This is a genomic window from Bordetella saccharivorans (assembly GCF_045862855.1).
Taxonomy (GTDB): Bacteria; Pseudomonadota; Gammaproteobacteria; order Burkholderiales; family Burkholderiaceae_B; genus Bordetella_A; species Bordetella_A petrii_F.
In genome coordinates, this window is the sequence record NZ_BAAFZO010000001.1 from 149,046 (window position 1) to 167,055 (window position 18,010).

Below are 18,010 nucleotides of genomic sequence, written 5' to 3' on the forward strand. Positions count from 1 at the left end.
CAAAGCGCTGGAATGGCGGCCACCCGGCCGGCAGCGCGCGACAGGGAAGCCCTGGAGGGCCTGCTCACGCGCGCGGACCAGGCGCTGCCCGGGCTGCGCTGCCGCCCGGCGGCGCCCGGCGAACCGGTGGTGGCGGCCGAATCGGGCCACCCCGGCCTGCCGGCCCTGCGCGATTTCTGGGCGCGCGCCCATCCGGAAGCCGGCCCGCATTACCTGTCCATGCGCTGCTGGGGGCTGGCCATCTGGCAGCCCATCTACCTGTGCGTGCTGGCCGCGCACCTGGACACCTGCGTGCCGCAGCTGGACGGCGCGCAGCAGCCCTGGTCCGCGCGGGACGGCTTCACGCATGGCGTGTGGCTGCCGCCGCATGCGCCAGCCGGCGGCGCGCTGGAACAGCGCATTGCGCGCGGAGCGGCCGAGGTCGCGCGCTTCTGCACCCGGATGCACGCCGCGATGCAGCCGGTGCTGGCCGTGCCGCGCAAAGCCGCCGACGCCACCGTGGCCGAGTGCGTGCTGGCCGCGGTATTGCTGGCGGCTCGCTGCGCGCGGGCCGACGTCGCGCCGACCCGGGCCTGGGCCGACCGCTGGCTGTCCGGCATTGGCGTGGCCGCCGGCTGCGGTCTGCTGGCCTACCAGAATGCCCGGGGCGACCCGGCCCTGATGCTGGACCGGAAGATCTGTTGCCACCACTTCCGTCGCCGCGACGGCGACAAATGCGCGAGCTGCCCCAAGCTCACCCAGGGCGAGCGCATCCGCCGCATGCAGGCCGACGCCAACTGAGCGCGCCTGCCCGCCGGCCGGCCCGTTCCGCAGGAGAGGTTCATGACCGATATCGCCAGCGCGCGGCATGTAGTGCCCGCGCAGACCCAGCTACCCGTCAGCGCCTATTTTGACGAAGCCCGCTTCGCGCGCGAGCAAGAACTCATCTTCAAGCAATCCTCTTTGTACGTCGGCCACCAGAAGCTGGTGCCCGAGGTCGGCGACTGGCGCACCCTGCCCCACGAAGACGGCGGGCGCGTGCTCGTGCGCAACCCCCACGGCGTCGAACTCATCTCCAACGTCTGCCGCCACCGCCAGGCCCTCATGCTCGGCGGCGAAACCGGCAACGTCGCCAGCCCCGCCCACGGCCACGGCAACCTCAGGGACTCCGGCGGCAACATCGTCTGCCCCCTGCACCGCTGGACCTACAACAACCGCGGCGAACTGCTCGGCGCGCCCCAGTTCGACAGCACCCCCTGCATGAACCTGCAGCGCTTTCGCCTGCGCGATTGCCACGGCCTGCTGTTCGAGGGACCGCGCGACCCCGCCGCCGACCTCGCCCCGCTGTTCGCCCGCCCCGAGTTCGACTTCGGCGACTACGTCCTCGACCACGTCGAGGTCCACCAGTGCAACTACAACTGGAAGACCTTCATCGAGGTCTACCTCGAGGACTACCACGTCGGCCCCTTCCACCCGGGCCTGGGACGCTTCGTCACCTGCGACGACCTCGCCTGGGAATTCGCCGACTGGTACAGCCTGCAGCGCGTCGGCGTGCACAAGGCCCTGGCGCAGCCCGGCTCCGACGTCTACAAGCAGTGGCACGACCGCGTGCTCGACTACCGCGCCGGCGACGCCCCTGACTTCGGCGCCGTCTGGGTCACCTACTTCCCCACCCACATGATCGAGCTCTACCCCCACGTCCTGGTGCTCTCCACACTCTACCCCAAGAGCCCCCAGGAAACCCTCAACGTGGTCGAGTTCTACTACCCCGAGGAAATCGTCGCCTTCGAGCGCGACTTCGTCCACGCCCAGCGCGCCGCCTACATGGAGACCGCCGTCGAGGACGACGAGATCGCCGAACGCATGGACGCCGGACGCAAGGCCCTCATGGCCCGCGGCGTCAACGAGGCCGGACCCTACCAGTCGCCCATGGAAGACGGCATGCAGCACTTCCACGAGTGGTACCGTCGCATCATGCAGGAACCGGCCGCGCCGCCCGACCAGGCGCTCGGCCTGCTGGCGGCGCGGCCGCACCGGGCTTGCAGCATGTAGCGCGAACGGCCGCCGCTCAGTCGATCGAAAGCTTGAGCCGGTGGATCAGGTCGCCGAAGCGCTTGATCTCGGATTGATAGAAAGCCTCGAGCTGCTGCGGCGTGCGGTACGTGCCCTCGGCGGCCTGGGCATCCAGGCTCTTCTGCACCGCGGGCAGCGCCAGGGCCGCCTTGTTGGCCAGGTTCAGCTTCTCGACCACGGGAGCGGGCGTGCCGGCCGGCGCGAACAATGCATACCATTGCGAGAACTCCAGGCCCGGGAAACCGGCCTCGGCCATGGTGGGCACGTCCGGCAAGGCGCGCGTGCGGGTCGGATGGGCCACCGCCAGGATCCTGATCTTGCCCGACACCTGCTGGGCGATGGCCGACGCGGTCCCCACGAAGGCCAGGTCCACCTGGCCGCCCATGGCATCGGTCACGGCCGGGCTGTCGCCCTTGTACGGGACATGGATCATGTCCAGCCCGGTGGCCGCCTTGAAGGCTTCGCCGGTCAGGTGGCCGGTGCCGCCGACACCACTGCTGCCGAACGACAGCCGGTGCTGCTTGCCGTACTCCAGCAGTTCCGCGACGCTGTCGACTCCTAGGCCGGCATTGACCGCCATCACGATGGGCACCGATGCCACCATGGCCACCGGCGTGAAATCCCTGGCCGCATCGTAGGGCTGCTTCTTGTACAGCGTGGGGTTGGTGCCGTGCGTGGCGCTGTTGCCCATCAACAGGGTGTAGCCGTCCGGCGCGGCCTTGGCCACCGCGGCCGCGCCGATCATGCCGTTGGCGCCGCTCTTGTTGTCGACCACGATGTTCGCCTTCATTTCCTGGCCCATGTAGCGGGCCATCAGGCGCGTCAGGTAGTCGTTGGCGCCGCCTGCGGCGTAGGGCGAAACGAACTGGACGGGCCGGTCGGGGTATTCGGCCAGGGCCGGCGCGGCCAGGGCCGCCATGGCCAGCGCCGCGGCGAGGCCGCCGGCCAGCCGGGCGCCAATGCAATGCAGGTTCAACATGGACGTGTCTCCTCAGACTGTGCGGATATTCACTGCGAGTCCAGGACACCGCCCTGGCTCGAGTTGTCCGCAGTCTAAGTGCGCCCATCGGCTAGCCAGGCCCGGCGCCAGCGCCGGCGCGCAGATTCAGGTCCACGCTATGGAATTCCTGCGCTGGGCGATCGCGTCGGGCGCGGCCTCCCTGCCGTTGCCGTCCGTATTCTGGACGTCATGGGGCAATACGCCCGCTCAGGAAACCAGCGCCAGCGTCGGCATGGCGTACGGCACGCGGTCGCGATCCACCTGGTTGCGCAACTCGGCCTCGATGGACGACACCGCGTCGCTCAAGCAGCGCACCACCATCTCGAGGCGGTTCTGCGCCAGGCGCGAAGCCAGCGTCGACACGCTCACTCCGGCGGCGGGCGTCCCGTCGGGCGAGCGGATCACCATGCCGACCGAATGCACCGGCGGCTCGTCCATCACCTTGTTGGTGGCGTATCCGCGGCGCCGCGTGCTCTCTATGCTGGCGCGCAGGGCGGCCTCGGTAAAGCGCGGGTTCTTGCGGCGCGTGCGCTCTACATTGATGCGGCAGATGCGGTCGATTTCCTCGTCGGGCAAGGCACTCATCAGGGCCAGGCCGCTGGCGCCCACGTTCAGCGGGCGATGCCGGCCGACGTCATGGACGAACATCTTGATCGGGAACGAGCCGTCGGCGCGCGCCACGCAGATCCCGTCGAACCCGGAGCGGACCGTCAGGAACACCGTGTCGCCCGTGTGCTCGGCGATGGCATCCAGGTACGGCAGGCAGATGTCGCGCAGCGCCACCTTGGGCGCGGCGGCCAGGCCCAGTTCGTACGCCAGGCTACCCAGGTAATAACGCTTGGACGCCGAATCCTGGCGGACCAGCTTTTCCGCCACCATGCCCTGCAATAGGCGATGCACCGTCGGACGTTCCAGGCCGGTGCGCCGGTACAACTCGACCAGCCGGCTGCCGCTGCGGTTGTTCACGGCAATGATGCGCAACAGCGCAATGGCGCGCTGCAGTGACTGGGTGCCGGGGGCCGCCTTGGCGGCGGCCGGGCTGGATGCGGTCATCGATGTCTCCTCCGCGGCGCGCATGAGCCAGCACGCGGCGCCTGGACGTCTGCATATTGGACGTTGGTATTGGACAGATTGTGTGCATTTCCCATGGAAAGGAAAAGCCGGAGTTCATAGTATGGACTGATTTCCGCGCCCGGCCGGCGCACGGGAGCCGTCGCGAGGGCCAAAAGCCCGCAATATACGAACCCTCGCGGCCCGCAACGGAAACGACATGCAGCAGGAATTGATCACCAGGACGGAAGCAGGCGTGCTGTGGCTCACGCTCAACCGTCCCGAACGCCGCAACGCGCTCAGCCCGGACTTGTACGCCGCGCTGCTGCGGGCCCTGGAGGCCGCCGGACGCGACGATGCGGTCGGCGCCGTCGTGCTGGCCGGCGCCGGCCCGGCGTTTTGCGCCGGCGGCGACGTGGCCCGCATGAACCGGCAGGCCGGCGAGCCGCCGGCCCCGCGGCCGGAACGGATCGCCGCCTTGCGGGCGCGCACCCGCGTCGTCGAACACTTGCATTACATGCCCAAGCCCACCATCGCGATGATCCGCGGCGCGGCGGTCGGCGCCGGGCTGTCGCTGGCGCTGGCCTGCGACCTGCGCTATGGCGACCCCACCGCGAAATTGCGCACCGGTTTCGCCAACGTGGGGGCCTCCGGCGACTTCGGCGGCCATTACTTCCTGCCCCGCATCGTCGGGCCGGCCCGGGCGCGCGAGCTCTACCTGCGCTCGCCGCTGGTACCGGCCGGCCAGGCGCTGGCGCTGGGCCTGCTGCACGAGCTGTTCAGCGCCGACCGGCTCGAAACCGAGGTGGCCGCCATCGCGCGGGCGCTCGCCAATGGTCCGCAGCCGGCGCTGGGCCATATCAAGGCGAACCTGAACGACGGCCTGGCGCTCGGCCTGGCCGAGATGCTGGAGCGCGAATGCGCCCGCCATGTCGATTGCGTCGACAGCGCCGACCACAAGGAAGCCGTGCGCGCCTTCATGGAAAAGCGCCCTCCCGTATTCCAGCGTCCGAGCGCGGCCGGCGGCCGCGGCGCGGACTGACCGCCATCCATTCTCAAGGAGACATCATGCCCAGACTATGTGAAGACCGCGTCGTCATCGTGACCGGCGCCGGGCGCGGCATCGGCCGCGAATACGCGCTGCAACTGGCCGCGCAAGGCGCTCGCGTGGTCGTCAACGACCTGAGCGTATCGCGCTCGGGCGAGGACACTGGCGAGAGCACAGCCGAGGCGGTGGCGCGCGAGATCGTCGCCGCGGGCGGCCAGGCCATCGCCAACCACGAGAACGTGGCCGACTTTGCCGGCGCCGCGCGCATGGTGCAGGCGGCGATCGAGCATTTCGGCGCCCTCCACGCGCTGGTCAACAACGCCGGCATCCTGCGCGACCGCACGCTGTGCAACATGAGCGAGCAGGAATGGGACGCCGTCATCAACGTACACCTGAAGGGCACTTTCGCCCCCAGCCGCCACGCCGCCGCCTATTGGCGCGACCTCTACAAGCAGACCGGCGAGCCGGTCAACGCCCGCATCATCAACACGTCCTCGTCATCGGGGCTGTACGGCAATATCGGCCAGGTCAACTATGGCGCGGCCAAGGCCGGCATCGCCGCCATGACCATCATCGCGGCCCGTGAACTGAAGCGCTACGGCGTCACGGTCAACGCCATCAATCCGCACGCCCAGACCCGCATGACCGAGGGCATCCGCGAACGCTCCGCCGAGGAAATCGCCGCGCGCCACCCGCGCTGGATCGCGCCCGGCGTCGTGTGGCTGGCCAGCGCCGACAGCCAGGACGTCACCGGCCGCGTCTTCGAGTTGGGCGGCGGCCACCTGGCGGCGATGGAAGGCTGGCGCCGCGGCCCGGCCGCGGACCCGATAGACGATGTGTCGCGGATCGGCCCGGTCATGCGCGACCTGGCCCACCGGGCCCGGCGCAACGTCGACATGAAAGGCCATGACCTCGACTGACTCCGGAGCCAGCCGTGATTGACAAGCGTGTAGATTCATTGGCCGAAGCGGTGGCCGGGATCAAGGATGACTCCGTCATCCTGGTCGGCGGCTTCGGTTCGTCCGGCCGTCCGGCCGACCTCATGGAGGCGCTGCTCGACGCCGGCGTCCGCGGCCTGACCGTCGTCGCCAACAATGCCACGGTGGGCGACGACATCGTCGCCGAATTGATGAGCGCCGGCCGCATCCGCAAGGTGGTGTGTTCCTTTCCGCGCGGCCTGAAAGGCCGCACGATCTTCGACGAGCTCTACGGCGCGGGCAAGATCGAGCTGGAACTGGTGCCGCAGGGCACGCTGGCCGAGCGCATCCGTGCCGGCGCGGCGGGCATCGGCGGCTTCTACACCCGCACGGCCGCCGGCACCCGTCTGGCCGAAGGCAAGGAGACCCGCGTCATCGACGGACAGGCCTACGTCCTGGAAGCGCCCATCAAGGGCGACGTCGCCCTGCTCAAGGGCCTGCGCGGGGACCGCTGGGGCAACCTGGTGTACCACCGCGGCGCCCGCATCAACAACCCCGTGATGGCCGGCGCGGCCCGGCTGGTGGTCGCGCAGGTGCGCGAGATCGTGCCGCTGGGCGCGCTCGATCCGGAACACATCATCACCCCGGGAGTATTCGTGGACCGTTTAGTGGAGGTGCCCCATGAGCGCCAAGCTTAGCCGCCAGGACATTGCCCGCGTCGCCGCGCACGACATTCCGGACGGCGCCTGCGTGAACCTCGGCATCGGCCTGCCCACGCTGATCGCTGACTACGTGCCGGCCGGCCGCGAGCTGATGCTGCACAGCGAACAAGGCCTGCTGGGCCTGGGTCCGGCGCCCGCGCCGGGCGAAGAAGACTATGACGTCATCAACGCCGGCAAATCCCCCGTCACGCTGCTGCCGGGCGCCTCGGTATTCAGCCACAGCGAATCGTTCCTGATGATCCGCGGCGGGCACATCCAGATCGCCTGCCTGGGCGCTTTCCAGGTAGCGGCCAACGGCGACCTGGCCAACTGGACCGTCGACGCGCCGGACCAGATCCCCGGCGTGGGCGGCGCCATGGACCTGGCCGCCGGCGCCGAGCAGGTGTGGGTGCTGATGGAGCACTGCACCAAGGACGGCCGGCCGCGCATCCTGGAGCAGTGCGCCTACCCCCTGACCGCGCCGGGCTGCGTCGACCGCGTCTACACCGACCTGGCCGTCATCGACGTTACCGCCGCCGGACTGGTCGTGCGGCGCATGGCCGAAGGATGGACCCTGCCGGACCTGCAGGCGGTCACCGGCGCCCCGCTGACCCTGGCCACCGACTGGTCGGTGTACCGCCCCCCCGTCCTAGGAGAATAAGTTGCAAACCGCAGTTACCCGCCTGCTCGGCATCGAGCACCCCATCGTACAGGGCGGCATGCAGTGGGTGGCCCGCGCCGAACTGGTCGCGGCCATCTCCAACGCCGGCGCCCTCGGCATCCTGACGGCGCTGACGCAGCCCAGCCCGGAGGCGCTGCGGCGCGAAATCGCCCGCGTGCGCGGCATGACAGACCGGCCGTTCGGCGTGAACCTCACGTTCCTGCCCACTCTCAAGCCGGTGCCCTATGCCGAGTACCGCGACGCCATCATCGACGCCGGCGTCAAGATCGTCGAAACCGCGGGCAACAACCCGCACGAGCACCTGCCGGCGCTGAAGGCCGCCGGCGTGCGCGTGATCCACAAATGCACCACGCCGCGCCATGCCCGCAAGGCGCAGGAGATCGGCGTCGACATCGTCTCCATCGACGGCTTCGAATGCGCGGGCCATGTCGGCGAGAACGACATTCCCGGCCTGATCCTGATTCCCGCCACCGTGGCGCAGGTGGATATTCCCGTGATCGCCTCGGGCGGCTTCGGCGACGCCCGCGGCCTCGTGGCGGCGCTGGCGCTGGGCGCCGAGGGCATCAACATGGGCACGCGCTTCATGTGCACCCAGGAATCGCCGGTGCATCCGGCCATCAAGGAGGCCATCACGCGCTCGAGCGAGACCGACACCCGGCTGATCCTGCGCAGCCTGCGCAATACCAGCCGCGTCTGGCGCAACGCCCTGTCCGGCCAGGTCGTCGAGCTGGAAGCGGCGGGCGCCGGCATCGACCGCATCGGCCCGCTGGTGGCCGGCGCCAAGGGCCGCGGCGTGTATGAAAGCGGCGACGTCGAAGGCGGCATCTGGACGGTCGGCATGATCCAGGGCCTGATCGACGACGTGCCCACTTGCGGCGAACTGGTGCGCCGCATGATCGACCAGGCGCATGCGCTGGTCGCCGGACGCCTGGCGTCCGTCCTGTAACCCGGCGCGTCCCGCGCAAGGGACGCCCTCTTCTGCAAGGCAAGCCGATGCTGACTCTCGATACCCCCTACGACCTGGAAGCCCATGTGGGCAAGATCCTGGGCCGGACCGACTGGGTGGAAATCACCCAGGAAATGATCGACGACTTCGCCCGCATCTCGGGCGACCACAACTGGATCCATGTGGACGTGGCGCGCGCGCGGCGCGAGCTGCCCGACGGCAAGACCATCGCCCACGGCATGCTGACCTTCTCGCTCATGTCCGGCATGGGCGGCGAGATCGTCCAGGTACGCGAGCGCGGCCGCGGCATCAACTACGGCTCGAACAAGGTGCGCTTCACCGCGCCGGTGCAAGTGGGCGCGCGCATCCGGCTGGAGCGCAGCCTGGTGGCGTTCGAGCGCATGGAGGGCGGCGTGCGCCTGACCTACGGCAACACCATGTACCGCGAGGGCCAGGAGCGCCCCGTGATGGTCGCCGAAACCCTCAACCTGATGTATGAAAAGGGCAAGTGATGCACGCACGACACGATGATGCCCCGGGCGGCGACGCGCCCTATGCGCGCTACGTGCGCCACCTGCGGGCCGGCCAGCTGGCCTATCAGTTCAGCCCGGCGGCCGGGCGCGCGGTGTTCTTCCCGCGCGTGCGCTGCCCCTATTCCGGCCAGGACTGCCTGGAATGGCGCATCAGCGCCGGCCTCGGCACCGTGTACAGCACGTCCGTGGTGTACCCCCGCAAGGGCGACCCCTACAACGTGGCGCTGATCGACCTGGACGAGGGCTTCCGCATGATGAGCCGCGTCGTCCTCGCCGACCCGGCGCGCGTGGCCATCGGCCAGCGCGTGCGCTTCCAGGCTGTCGCCGAGGAAGGGCTGGACGATCCGATTCCCGTGTTCACGCTGCTGGAGCCCGCGCAATGAGTGCTGATTTCAAACCCGGCCGCGCCGTCGTGGCGGGCGCCGCCGAATCCGACCTGGGCGCCGTGGGCGACGCCTGGTCCGCCATCGACCTGATGGCGCAGGGCGTCTACCGCGCCCTCGACGACTGCGGCCTGTCCATCCGCGACGTGGACGGCCTGTTCTGCGCCACCAGCCAGAGCCGCCTGGCGGGCCTGGCGCTGGCCGAATACCTGGCCCTGCCCGAGGCCTACATCGACTCGACCTCGACGGGCGGATCGTCGTTCATGGGCCACCTGGCGCGGGCCGAGGCCGCGATCGCCGCCGGCCTGTGCGAAGTCGCCGTGGTCGCCTACGGCAGCACCCAGCGCTCGCTGGGCCGCAAGAACACCAGCCGCGCCGAATGGAACCCCTACGAATCGCCGTTCAAGCCGTTCCTGCCCCCCACCGCCTACGCCCTGGCGGCCGCCCGCCACATGCACGAATTCGGCACCACCCGCGAACAGCTGGCCGAGGTCGCCGTGGCCGCGCGGCAATGGGCGCTATTGAACCCCGCTGCCTGGGAAAAGACGCCGCTGACAGTCGATGACGTGTTGGCCTCGCGCATGGTGAGCCATCCGCTGACTATCCGCGACTGCTGCCTGGTGTCCGACGGCGGCGGCGCCGTGGTGCTGACCACCCCGGCGCGCGCGCGGGCCCTCGCGCAGCCGCCGGTCTATCTGCTGGGCGCGGGCCACTGCACCACGCACCAGACCATCTCCAACATGCCGGACCTGGTCAATACCGGCGCGCGCGTATCCGGTTCGCTGGCCTACGCGCAGGCCGGCCTGACCTCGTCCGATATCGATGTGGTCGGGCTGTACGACGCCTTCACGATCAACACGATCCTGTTCCTGGAAGACCTGGGCTTTTGCGCCAAGGGGGAAGGCGGCGCCTTCGTCGGCAACGGCCGCATCGCGCCGGGCGGCGCCTTGCCGGTCAACACCAATGGCGGCGGCCTGTCGTACTGCCATCCCGGCATGTACGGCATTTTCCTGCTGATCGAGGCGGTCCGCCAACTGCGCGGCCAGTGCGGCCAGCGCCAGGTCCAGGGCGCGGAAGTCGCGCTGGCGCACGGCAATGGCGGGGTGCTGTCGTCGCAGTACACGGTGATCCTGGGCGGGCCGTCGACCATCTGAGGCGGCCGCTGCCGGCGCCGCGGTTGCCCGGGTGCTTGACCCTCACGTAACGTTACGCCTCACACTTCGGAGTGCGCAATGAACGGAGGCGCCATGCAACTGAAAGTAGGAGAACTGGCCAAGCGTAGCGGACTCACCGTCCGCACGCTGCACCACTATCATGCGATCGGCCTGCTGACACCCTCGGCGCGCGCCGGGAACGGCTATCGGCTGTATGGTCGCGACGACATCGCACGGCTCCACCGGATCCAGGCGCTGCGCCGCTTCGGGCTGTCGCTGGCCGAGATCGGCGCTTACCTGGATGGCCCGAGTCCTCCGCTGGCCGACATCGTCGCCAGGCAGATCAGCCTGCTCGATCGGCAGATCGGGCAGGCCGCGAGGCTGCGCGCGCGCCTTGCCCAGCTGCACGGCCAACTGGTCGAAGGCGCGGAACCGGACTTGGGCGACTGGCTCACCACACTGGAGTTGATGACTGTGTACGACAAGTATTTTTCCCCCGACGAGCTCACGCGCCTGCCCATGTATCGCAGCAGCCCGACGGGCGACGCCGCCTGGATGGCCCTGGCCGGCGAAGCGCGCGAGCTGATGCAGGCCGGCACCGCCCCCGAGGCCGCGCCGGCGCGCGACCTGGCGGTGCGCTGGATGACGCAACTGGTGCGCGACACCGATGGCGATCCGCGCCTGCTCGTCAAGCTGAACCAGATGCACGAGCGCGAGCCGGCCCTGCAGACGCACCTGGGCATTTCGCCGGCCATGCGCGACTATGTGCTGCAAGCCTTCTCGGAAAGCAAGCTGCGCATCTACGAGCAGTACCTGACGCCGGAGGAGTCCCGCTACATGCGCGCCCATTACGGGCAGCGAGCGGCGGAATGGCCGCAACTGATGGCCGACGTGCGCGACGCGCTCGAGGCGGGCACGGCGCCCGGCTCGCCCGAGGGCCAGGCGCTGGCGCGGCGCTGGCTGGATTTGTTCAAGAGCTATGCCGGCGCAGACCCGGCCACGCACGCGAAGTTCCGGCAAGCGCTGCTGAACGAGCCGGAGCTGATGGCGGGCACCTGGGCCAGCGACAGCCTGCTGGGTTTCGTGCGGGCGGCAATGGCCGGGCTGGCGCCGGCGCATTGAATGACGGCATGCGGCGGGCCCGCGACCATGCGGTCCGCCGCGATCGGCGCTCCCGGCGCCGGCCGTCAGGGCAGCTTGCGCGAGCCGTCGGGATAGTACTCTACCGTCGCCGCCGCGGCCGCGCCGCCATCGAAAGTCTTGCTGGAGCGCTGCACGCCGTCGGGCCCGTAGGTGACCTCGCGCGCCAGCTTGCCCGCCTCGTCGTAATACCGGTGCACCCCGACGTGACGGAACTGCCCCTGGAACACGCCCGCCGACTGCAGCACGCCCATGTCCGAAAACCGTTCCACGTAGGTGCCCGGCGTGCCGCGCGGGGCATGGATGGATTGGTCGACCCGCTTTTCCTTGACCTTGCCGTTCATGTACCACAGGGTGCCGCGCATTTCCCGGCCCGCCAGGAACTCCTGTTCGCGCACGGGTGTGCCGTCGTCCTGCCACTCGCGCTCGATGGCCTGGGTCATCTTGGTCCCGTCGCGCCGCACCTCACGCTCGATCACCTCGTAGATCAGGGTGCCATTGCGCGCGTATTCGCGCGTCTGCTGGCCGCCGTCGATCTCGCGGGTCACGCTCTGGCCGGCCAGGGCCGGATCGGACTCCGCGCGCGCCAACACCGGCAACGCGGCGATGGCGAGCGCCAGCAGGCAGGACAACATGCGCATCATGGTCAGTCTCTCCTCTATCAGGCCGGGCATGCCTGGGCAGCGGTAAATTGGAACGCCTGCGCCGCAACACGACACGGCGCCTACTTGGCGGGATGGTCGCGGCGATACAGCTCCCACTCCTCGATCCGCGTGCCGTCGGGCAGCGTGCAGATGCCCACCTGGCCGCCCGCGCGGTCCTCGATGGCCAGCTTGCCGCCGCGCTCGACACAATAGGCCGAGGCCGGGTTCGGCATGCCGATCGGCTGGGGGGAGTCCCCCGACGAATTCGCGCACCCCGTGGCCAGCAGCGCCGTGGCGGCGATAGCGATCTTGTTCATAGGCCCTCCGTATCGGTGAAGGCCCAGTTTACCCGTCCTGCCCGCACGCGTTCATGCGGCGCCCGCGCGCGGCGCGCCGGAATCGGCCAGCACATCGCGCTCGCGCACGGCGAAGACCGTGATCTCGGCCAGGAAGGTCCGGGCATGGGCCATGGTGCGCCGCCCCCGGTCGCCGCGGAACGCCGCTTCAAGCCTGGCTGCGTCTTCGAACCACAACTCGACGATGCCGTCGATCGGCAGGCCGGCATAGTCGCATGCCTGGCCCTTGACCCGTTCGCGCGCCAGCACGACGTTCTGCCGATAACCCGCCACGCCCGGCATTTCGCATACATGTTCCGCATGCGCGCGCCATTCGCGCCGGAACGCGGCTTCGTCCATGTCGTCGCGCCGGCGCAGCAGCGACATCCGCTTCAGCAGGCCGGCGCGCGCGGGCGCGGACGGCGGCGCGACCACCTCGGTCGGCTGCACGGTGAGGATATGCAGGTCGCCCAGGAAATGCCGCTCGTCGGCCGCCAGTGCGCCGGCCGGCGCACCATCGGGCAAGGCCGCCCCGCCGCCGTCGAAACGCAGCTGCGAAAAACCGTCGAAGTCCCAGGGGCCGCGCGCATAATCGATGCCGCGCTGCGCGCGCTCGGTGACCACGTTCTGCCAATAGGAACACAGGCCCGGCAAGGCGCGCGCCAGCGGCCCGTGCACGTCCCGCCAATGCCGCTCGAACGCCACCTGCGTCCAATCAGGCCGCTTGCGGATCAAGCCCATCCGGAAAACCATCGCAAATCTCCTCGTCGATGAATCACGCGCCGGTGGCCGGGGAGCGCGCCTGCGCCAGGGCCGGCGCGCGCTTGCGCAGCCAGATGCCATGGCGCAGCGGCCACAGCCGGAAATCGGGGTCCGCGCCCAGCGCGCGGGCGGCATGGCGCGGCCAGTAGGGGTCGAACAAGGCCTCGCGGCCGATCGCCACCAGATCTGCGCGGCCCCGCGCGATGATGTCCTCGGCCTGCGCGGCGTCGACGATCATGCCCACGGCCTGGGTCATGACGCCGGCCTGCGCGCGGATGTGTTCGGCGAACGGCACCTGGAACCCAAGCCCGCGCGGCACCGGCAGCGCCCGGGTTTCCTCGGTCAGGCCGCCCGACGAACAATCGATGACATCGACTCCCAGCGCGGCCAGCTCGCGCGCCAGCAGCACGGAGTCGTCCAGGCCCCACCCACCCACGCTGCCGTCCACGGCGGACAGCCGGGCGAACAGCGGCTTGCCGGCCGGCCAGGCGGCGCGCACGCGCGCGGCGATGGCCAGCGCCAGGCGCATGCGGTTCTGGATCGGCCCGCCCCAGCGGTCCGCGCGCCGGTTGGCGTGCGGCGACAGGAACGCCGCAACCAGGTAGCCATGCCCGAAATGCAGCTCGATCACATCCACGCCGGCGCGGTCGGCGCGCGCCGCGGCAGCGCCGAAAGCCTCGATGATCGCCTCGATGCCGGCTTCGTCCAGGGCGTCGGGCACGGACCAGCCCGGCCCGGCGGCGCGCGCGCTCGGCCCGAGCCGCCGCCAGGGCAGGCCGTCGCGCGCCATCTCTTGCGGGGTCAGCGCCGCGCCGCCCTCCCACAGCGGCTGGCTGCCCGCCTTGCGGCCGGCATGCGCCAATTGCACGCCGAACGCGCTGCCCTGCTCGTGCACGAACTCCACCACGGGCCGCAGCGCCTCCACCTGGCTGTCTTGCCACAAGCCCAGGTCGGCGCTGCCGATGCGCCCGCGGGGATCGACCGCGGTGCTTTCGGTCAGGATGAGTCCCGCGCCGCCCAGCGCGAACTTGCCCAGGTGCACCAGGTGCCAGGGGGTCGCGTGCCCGCCGGTGGCGGCGTGCTGGCACATCGGCGAAATGACGATGCGGTTGGGCAGTCCCAGGCCGCGGATGCGCAACGGGGAAAACAGGCGGGAAGCGGCGGTCATCGGCGCCCTCCTTCAGTGCGCGCCCAGATAGGCGGCCCGGACCTTGGGGTCGTCCAGGAGCTGGCGGCCCGAACCGGCCAGGGTGATCAGGCCGGTCTCGAGCACATAGGCGCGATCCGCCACGCCCAGCGCCTGCTTGGCCATCTGCTCCACCAGCAGGATGGTCAGGCCGCTTTCGCGCAGTTGCCTGATGGCGGCGAAGATGTCCTTGATGACCAGCGGCGCCAGGCCCAGCGACGGCTCGTCCAGCAGCAGCATGCGCGGCTCGCTCATCAGCGCCCGCGAAATGGCGAGCATCTGCTGCTCGCCGCCCGACAGCGTGCCGGCCAGCTGATCCCGCCGTTCGCGCAGGCGCGGGAAACGCGCGAACTCGCGCTCGATTGCCGCGGCCACCGCCTGCTTGCGGTCGCGCAGGCCATAGGCGCCGAGCATGAGGTTTTCCAGCACGGTCTGGTCGGCGAACACCCCCCGCCCTTCGGGCGACATGGCGATCCCCAGCGCGACGCGCTTGTGCGGCGCCAGCCGCGTGCAGTCCCGTTCCTGGAACAGCACGCGCCCGCCGGCCAGCGGCTCCAGGCCGCAGATCGCCTTCAACAGCGTGCTCTTGCCGGCGCCATTGGCGCCGATGATGGTCACCACCTCGCCCGCGCGCACTTCCAGGTCCACGCCCTTGACGGCCTCGATGGCGCCATAGCGCACCCGGACGGATTCAAGTTTCAGCATCGTCGTCTCCATCAGGCGGGCGCGCCGGCCGGCAGTGGCGCGCCGCCGGCGGGGTCGGCCTCGTCGTCCACGCCCAGATATGCCGTGACCACGCGCGGGTCCGCCTGCACCTGGGCCGGCTTGCCCTCGGCGATCTTCACGCCGTAATCCAGCACGATCACATGGTCGGACACCGACATCACGAGGTCCATGTGGTGCTCCACCATGAGGATGGTCACGCCGCAGCGGCAGATGCGCGCGAGCAGCTCGCCCAGCTCGGCGGTTTCCTGGGGGTTCAGGCCGGCCGCCGGCTCGTCCAGCAACAGCAGGTGCGGCTCGGTGGCCAGCGCGCGCGCCAGTTCCACGCGGCGTTGCAGGCCGTATGGCAGGCTGCCGGCGGGCTGCCCGGCCAGCTCCGCCAGGCCGACGAAGCGCAGCAACTGGTACGCGCGCCGGCGCGTCGCCTGCTCCTGGCGGCGGGCGTCGGGCAAGGCCGCCAGCGAGCTGAAGAAGCCATTGCGCATGCGGCTGTGGTGGCCCAGCATGACGTTGTCCAGCACCGACAGCTCGCCGAACAGCCGCAGGTTCTGGAAGGTCCGGCCCATGCCGAGCTGGCAGATGCGGTGGACCGGCAGCCCGGCCAACTCGCGCCCCATGAACTGGATGGATCCCTGGTCGGGCACCACCACGCCGCTGAGCATGTTGATCATGGTGCTCTTGCCGGCGCCGTTGGGGCCGATCAGCGCATGAATATGCCCGCGCTGCAGTTGGAAGGACACCTTGTTGGCGGGCTTGACGCCGCCATAGGCCTTGCTGACCTCCGTGACGGTGAGCAGCGGCCCGGCGCCCGGCTCGCGCAGGGGCGGCGCGGCATCGACCGGCGGCGCGCCTGCGGGGCGCGCGCGGCGGGGCCGCCAGCGCGCCGCCATGCCCACCACGCCGCCCGGCATGACATACAGGGCGAACAGCAGCAGGAAGCCATAGAGGAAGTGCTGCACCGACGGCCAGCGCGCCAGCATGGCGTCGGTCACCGTCAGGATCACCGCGCCCACCAGGGGTCCGGCCTGTGTGCCCGAGCCGCCGAACAGCACCAGCAGCAGGATGAAGATCGACAGGTGAAAGGTAATGAAGTCGGAATTGATGTACTGGTTCTGCTGCGCCACCATGGCGCCGGCGATGCCGCAGGTAACGGCCGCAATCACGAAGGCGATGACCTTGGCCCGGTACACGCGCACGCCCACCGAGGCCGCGGCGATCTCGTCGGCCTGCAGCGAGTGCAGCGCGCGCCCGAAGCGCCCGCACAGCAAGTTGCGCAGCAGCAGGTGCGTGACGGCGCACATCACGATGCCGAACCAGACCCATTGGCGCATGTCGAACGGTTCGCCGTTCCAGGTCAGCGGCTGGATGCCGTAGATGCCCTGCGCGCCCCCGAAGACGTCGGTCCATTCCGCCACCAGTTTCTCGACCACGATGCCGAAGGCGAGCGTCACCATGGCGAGATAGGGCCCCTTCACCCGCAACGACGGCAGCGCGATCAGCACGCCGCACAAGCCGGCCACCACGGCGGCCAGCGCCAGCGCCAGCCAGGGGTCGAGTTCGTACCAGGTGGTCAGCAGCGCCACGGCATACGCGCCGGCCGCGAACAGCCCCGCCTGGCCCAGCGATTTCTGTCCGGCATAGCCCACCAGCACATTCATGCCGGCCGCGCACAGGTAGTACACGCAGATCATGAAGGCGATCCGCAGGTAGTAGTCATTGGCCAGCAGCGCGGCCAGCCCGCTCAGCACGGCGGCGGCGAGCGCCACCGCGGCCAGATGGCGTCCTCGCGTCATACCTTCTCCACCAGTTTGCGGCCGAACAGGCCCGTGGGACGGAAGGCAAGCACCAGGATCACCAGCGCGAACACCGCCACTTCGCGCCATTGGGCATGCCACAGGTTCACCAGCGACTCGAACACGCCCAGCACGAAACCGCCGATTACGCAGCCGCGCGGGTTGCCCAGCCCGCCGATCATGGCGCCCGAAAAACCCTTCAGGCCCACCGCCAGCCCCATGAACAGCGAGGCCTGCGCAATCGGCGCGAGCAGGAAACCCGACAGGCCGGCCAGGGCCGAGCTGACCACGAAGGCGCCGATCATCATGGCCTGGGTATTGATGCCCATGAGGCTGGCCACGTTGCCGTTGGCCGCCACCGCGCGCATCGCCTTGCCCACCATGGTGTGGTTCATGACCCGCTCGAACAGGATCATCACCGCGATCGCCACGCCCAGCGTCAGCAGTTCCTGAGGCCGCACGCCCACGCCCAGGTAGCGGATGACCGTATCGCCCACCGGCGAGGGCACGACCACGGGCTTGGGCCCCCAGATCGCCAGCCCGATGCTCTGCAGGACCACCCCGAATCCCAGCGTGCTCATCACCCAGGCCATGCCCGGCCGGCCCGCGAATGGCCGGACCCCGACCAGGTAGAGCAGCCAGCCCAGGGCGCCCATCGCCGCCAGCACGCCCGCCAGCGCCAGCAGTTGCGCCGTGGCCGACGGCAGCGCGCCGCCGAAGCTGGTGGCCGTGACGGGGATGCCCAGCATCAGGAAGAGCGCGCTCATGCCGGCGAAGGCGCCGATCGACACGAACTCCCCGTGCGAGAAATTGAGAGTCTTGGTGGTGGTGAAGGTGATGCTGAAGCCCAGCGCCACCAGGGCGTAGGCGCCGCCCACGGCCAGGCCGCTGATGATCGCCTGCAAGAGCGCTTCTGCCATGATGATGTCTCCGCTCGCGGCGCGCGCCCCGGGGTGCGCGC

Annotated in this window: 20 protein-coding genes; 11 read left to right on the forward strand and 9 right to left on the reverse strand. The window is 70.0% G+C overall.

Annotation, left to right across the window (positions count from 1 at the left end; all coding sequences use genetic code 11):
- The first annotated feature begins 12 nt into the window (after window positions 1-12).
- Entirely contained in the window at window positions 13-780 is a 768-nt protein-coding gene (locus tag ACKTT0_RS00695) for a siderophore ferric iron reductase (protein ID WP_407847288.1), read from the forward strand.
- A gap of 42 nt (window positions 781-822) precedes the next feature.
- The gene (locus ACKTT0_RS00700; protein ID WP_407847289.1) at window positions 823-2,031 is read left to right on the forward strand and encodes an aromatic ring-hydroxylating oxygenase subunit alpha; all 1,209 of its coding nucleotides are present in this window, start codon (window positions 823-825) and stop codon (window positions 2,029-2,031) included.
- A 16-nt stretch (window positions 2,032-2,047) separates the two neighbouring features.
- On the opposite strand, the gene ACKTT0_RS00705 is transcribed toward ACKTT0_RS00700, so the two are convergent.
- The gene (locus ACKTT0_RS00705) at window positions 2,048-3,031 is read right to left on the reverse strand and encodes a Bug family tripartite tricarboxylate transporter substrate binding protein (protein ID WP_407847290.1); all 984 of its coding nucleotides are present in this window, start codon (window positions 3,029-3,031) and stop codon (window positions 2,048-2,050) included.
- Window positions 3,032-3,259: 228 nt separating this feature from the next.
- Window positions 3,260-4,105: an IclR family transcriptional regulator gene (locus ACKTT0_RS00710; protein ID WP_407847291.1), complete on the reverse strand. Its 846-nt coding sequence runs from the start codon at window positions 4,103-4,105 to the stop codon at window positions 3,260-3,262.
- Between the two features lie 217 nt (window positions 4,106-4,322).
- On the opposite strand from ACKTT0_RS00710, the gene ACKTT0_RS00715 reads away from it, so the two are divergent.
- From ACKTT0_RS00715 to ACKTT0_RS00755, 9 genes are all read left to right on the forward strand, one after another.
- Window positions 4,323-5,144 carry an enoyl-CoA hydratase gene (locus ACKTT0_RS00715; RefSeq protein WP_407847292.1) on the forward strand — a complete coding sequence of 274 codons (822 nt, stop codon included), beginning with the start codon at window positions 4,323-4,325 and terminating at the stop codon, window positions 5,142-5,144.
- Window positions 5,145-5,170: 26 nt separating this feature from the next.
- Window positions 5,171-6,070, forward strand: a complete 900-nt coding sequence (locus ACKTT0_RS00720) for an SDR family oxidoreductase (protein WP_407847293.1) — start codon at window positions 5,171-5,173, stop codon at window positions 6,068-6,070.
- A gap of 14 nt (window positions 6,071-6,084) precedes the next feature.
- Complete coding sequence (locus ACKTT0_RS00725) at window positions 6,085-6,765, forward strand: 3-oxoacid CoA-transferase subunit A (protein WP_407847295.1); 681 nt, start codon at window positions 6,085-6,087, stop codon at window positions 6,763-6,765.
- Window positions 6,749-7,429, forward strand: coding sequence for a 3-oxoacid CoA-transferase subunit B (locus ACKTT0_RS00730; RefSeq protein WP_407847296.1), 681 nt, complete (start codon window positions 6,749-6,751; stop codon window positions 7,427-7,429). The genes ACKTT0_RS00725 and ACKTT0_RS00730 overlap by 17 nt, the downstream gene beginning before the upstream one ends.
- 1 nt (window position 7,430) lies before the next feature.
- A complete protein-coding gene (locus ACKTT0_RS00735) occupies window positions 7,431-8,396 on the forward strand; it encodes an NAD(P)H-dependent flavin oxidoreductase (RefSeq protein ID WP_407847297.1) in 966 nt (321 codons plus the stop codon).
- Window positions 8,397-8,443: 47 nt separating this feature from the next.
- Window positions 8,444-8,908: a MaoC family dehydratase gene (locus tag ACKTT0_RS00740; protein WP_407847299.1), complete on the forward strand. Its 465-nt coding sequence runs from the start codon at window positions 8,444-8,446 to the stop codon at window positions 8,906-8,908.
- Window positions 8,908-9,312, forward strand: coding sequence for a Zn-ribbon domain-containing OB-fold protein (locus ACKTT0_RS00745; RefSeq protein WP_407852358.1), 405 nt, complete (start codon window positions 8,908-8,910; stop codon window positions 9,310-9,312). Before ACKTT0_RS00740 ends, ACKTT0_RS00745 begins: the two co-directional genes overlap by 1 nt.
- The gene (locus ACKTT0_RS00750; RefSeq protein ID WP_407847301.1) at window positions 9,309-10,466 is read left to right on the forward strand and encodes a thiolase; all 1,158 of its coding nucleotides are present in this window, start codon (window positions 9,309-9,311) and stop codon (window positions 10,464-10,466) included. The genes ACKTT0_RS00745 and ACKTT0_RS00750 overlap by 4 nt, the downstream gene beginning before the upstream one ends.
- Window positions 10,467-10,559: 93 nt before the next feature.
- On the forward strand, window positions 10,560-11,588 hold the full coding sequence (locus ACKTT0_RS00755; protein WP_407847302.1) for a MerR family transcriptional regulator: 1,029 nt from the start codon (window positions 10,560-10,562) through the stop codon (window positions 11,586-11,588).
- Window positions 11,589-11,653: 65 nt separating this feature from the next.
- Here ACKTT0_RS00755 and ACKTT0_RS00760 read toward each other — a convergent pair whose 3' ends face one another.
- The 7 genes from ACKTT0_RS00760 to ACKTT0_RS00790 form a co-directional block, all read right to left on the reverse strand.
- Window positions 11,654-12,250: a toxin-antitoxin system YwqK family antitoxin gene (locus tag ACKTT0_RS00760; protein WP_407847304.1), complete on the reverse strand. Its 597-nt coding sequence runs from the start codon at window positions 12,248-12,250 to the stop codon at window positions 11,654-11,656.
- Between the two features lie 80 nt (window positions 12,251-12,330).
- Window positions 12,331-12,567: a putative hemolysin gene (locus tag ACKTT0_RS00765; RefSeq protein ID WP_407847306.1), complete on the reverse strand. Its 237-nt coding sequence runs from the start codon at window positions 12,565-12,567 to the stop codon at window positions 12,331-12,333.
- Between the two features lie 51 nt (window positions 12,568-12,618).
- Window positions 12,619-13,338, reverse strand: coding sequence for an EthD domain-containing protein (locus tag ACKTT0_RS00770; protein WP_407847307.1), 720 nt, complete (start codon window positions 13,336-13,338; stop codon window positions 12,619-12,621).
- 22 nt (window positions 13,339-13,360) lie between these two features.
- On the reverse strand, window positions 13,361-14,515 hold the full coding sequence (locus ACKTT0_RS00775; protein ID WP_407847308.1) for an NADH:flavin oxidoreductase/NADH oxidase: 1,155 nt from the start codon (window positions 14,513-14,515) through the stop codon (window positions 13,361-13,363).
- 12 nt (window positions 14,516-14,527) lie between these two features.
- The gene (locus tag ACKTT0_RS00780) at window positions 14,528-15,238 is read right to left on the reverse strand and encodes an ABC transporter ATP-binding protein (RefSeq protein ID WP_407847309.1); all 711 of its coding nucleotides are present in this window, start codon (window positions 15,236-15,238) and stop codon (window positions 14,528-14,530) included.
- Between the two features lie 11 nt (window positions 15,239-15,249).
- A complete protein-coding gene (locus ACKTT0_RS00785) occupies window positions 15,250-17,049 on the reverse strand; it encodes a branched-chain amino acid ABC transporter ATP-binding protein/permease (RefSeq protein ID WP_407847311.1) in 1,800 nt (599 codons plus the stop codon).
- Window positions 17,046-17,969, reverse strand: a complete 924-nt coding sequence (locus tag ACKTT0_RS00790; protein ID WP_407847312.1) for a branched-chain amino acid ABC transporter permease — start codon at window positions 17,967-17,969, stop codon at window positions 17,046-17,048. The genes ACKTT0_RS00785 and ACKTT0_RS00790 overlap by 4 nt, the downstream gene beginning before the upstream one ends.
- Window positions 17,970-18,010 lie beyond the last annotated feature (41 nt).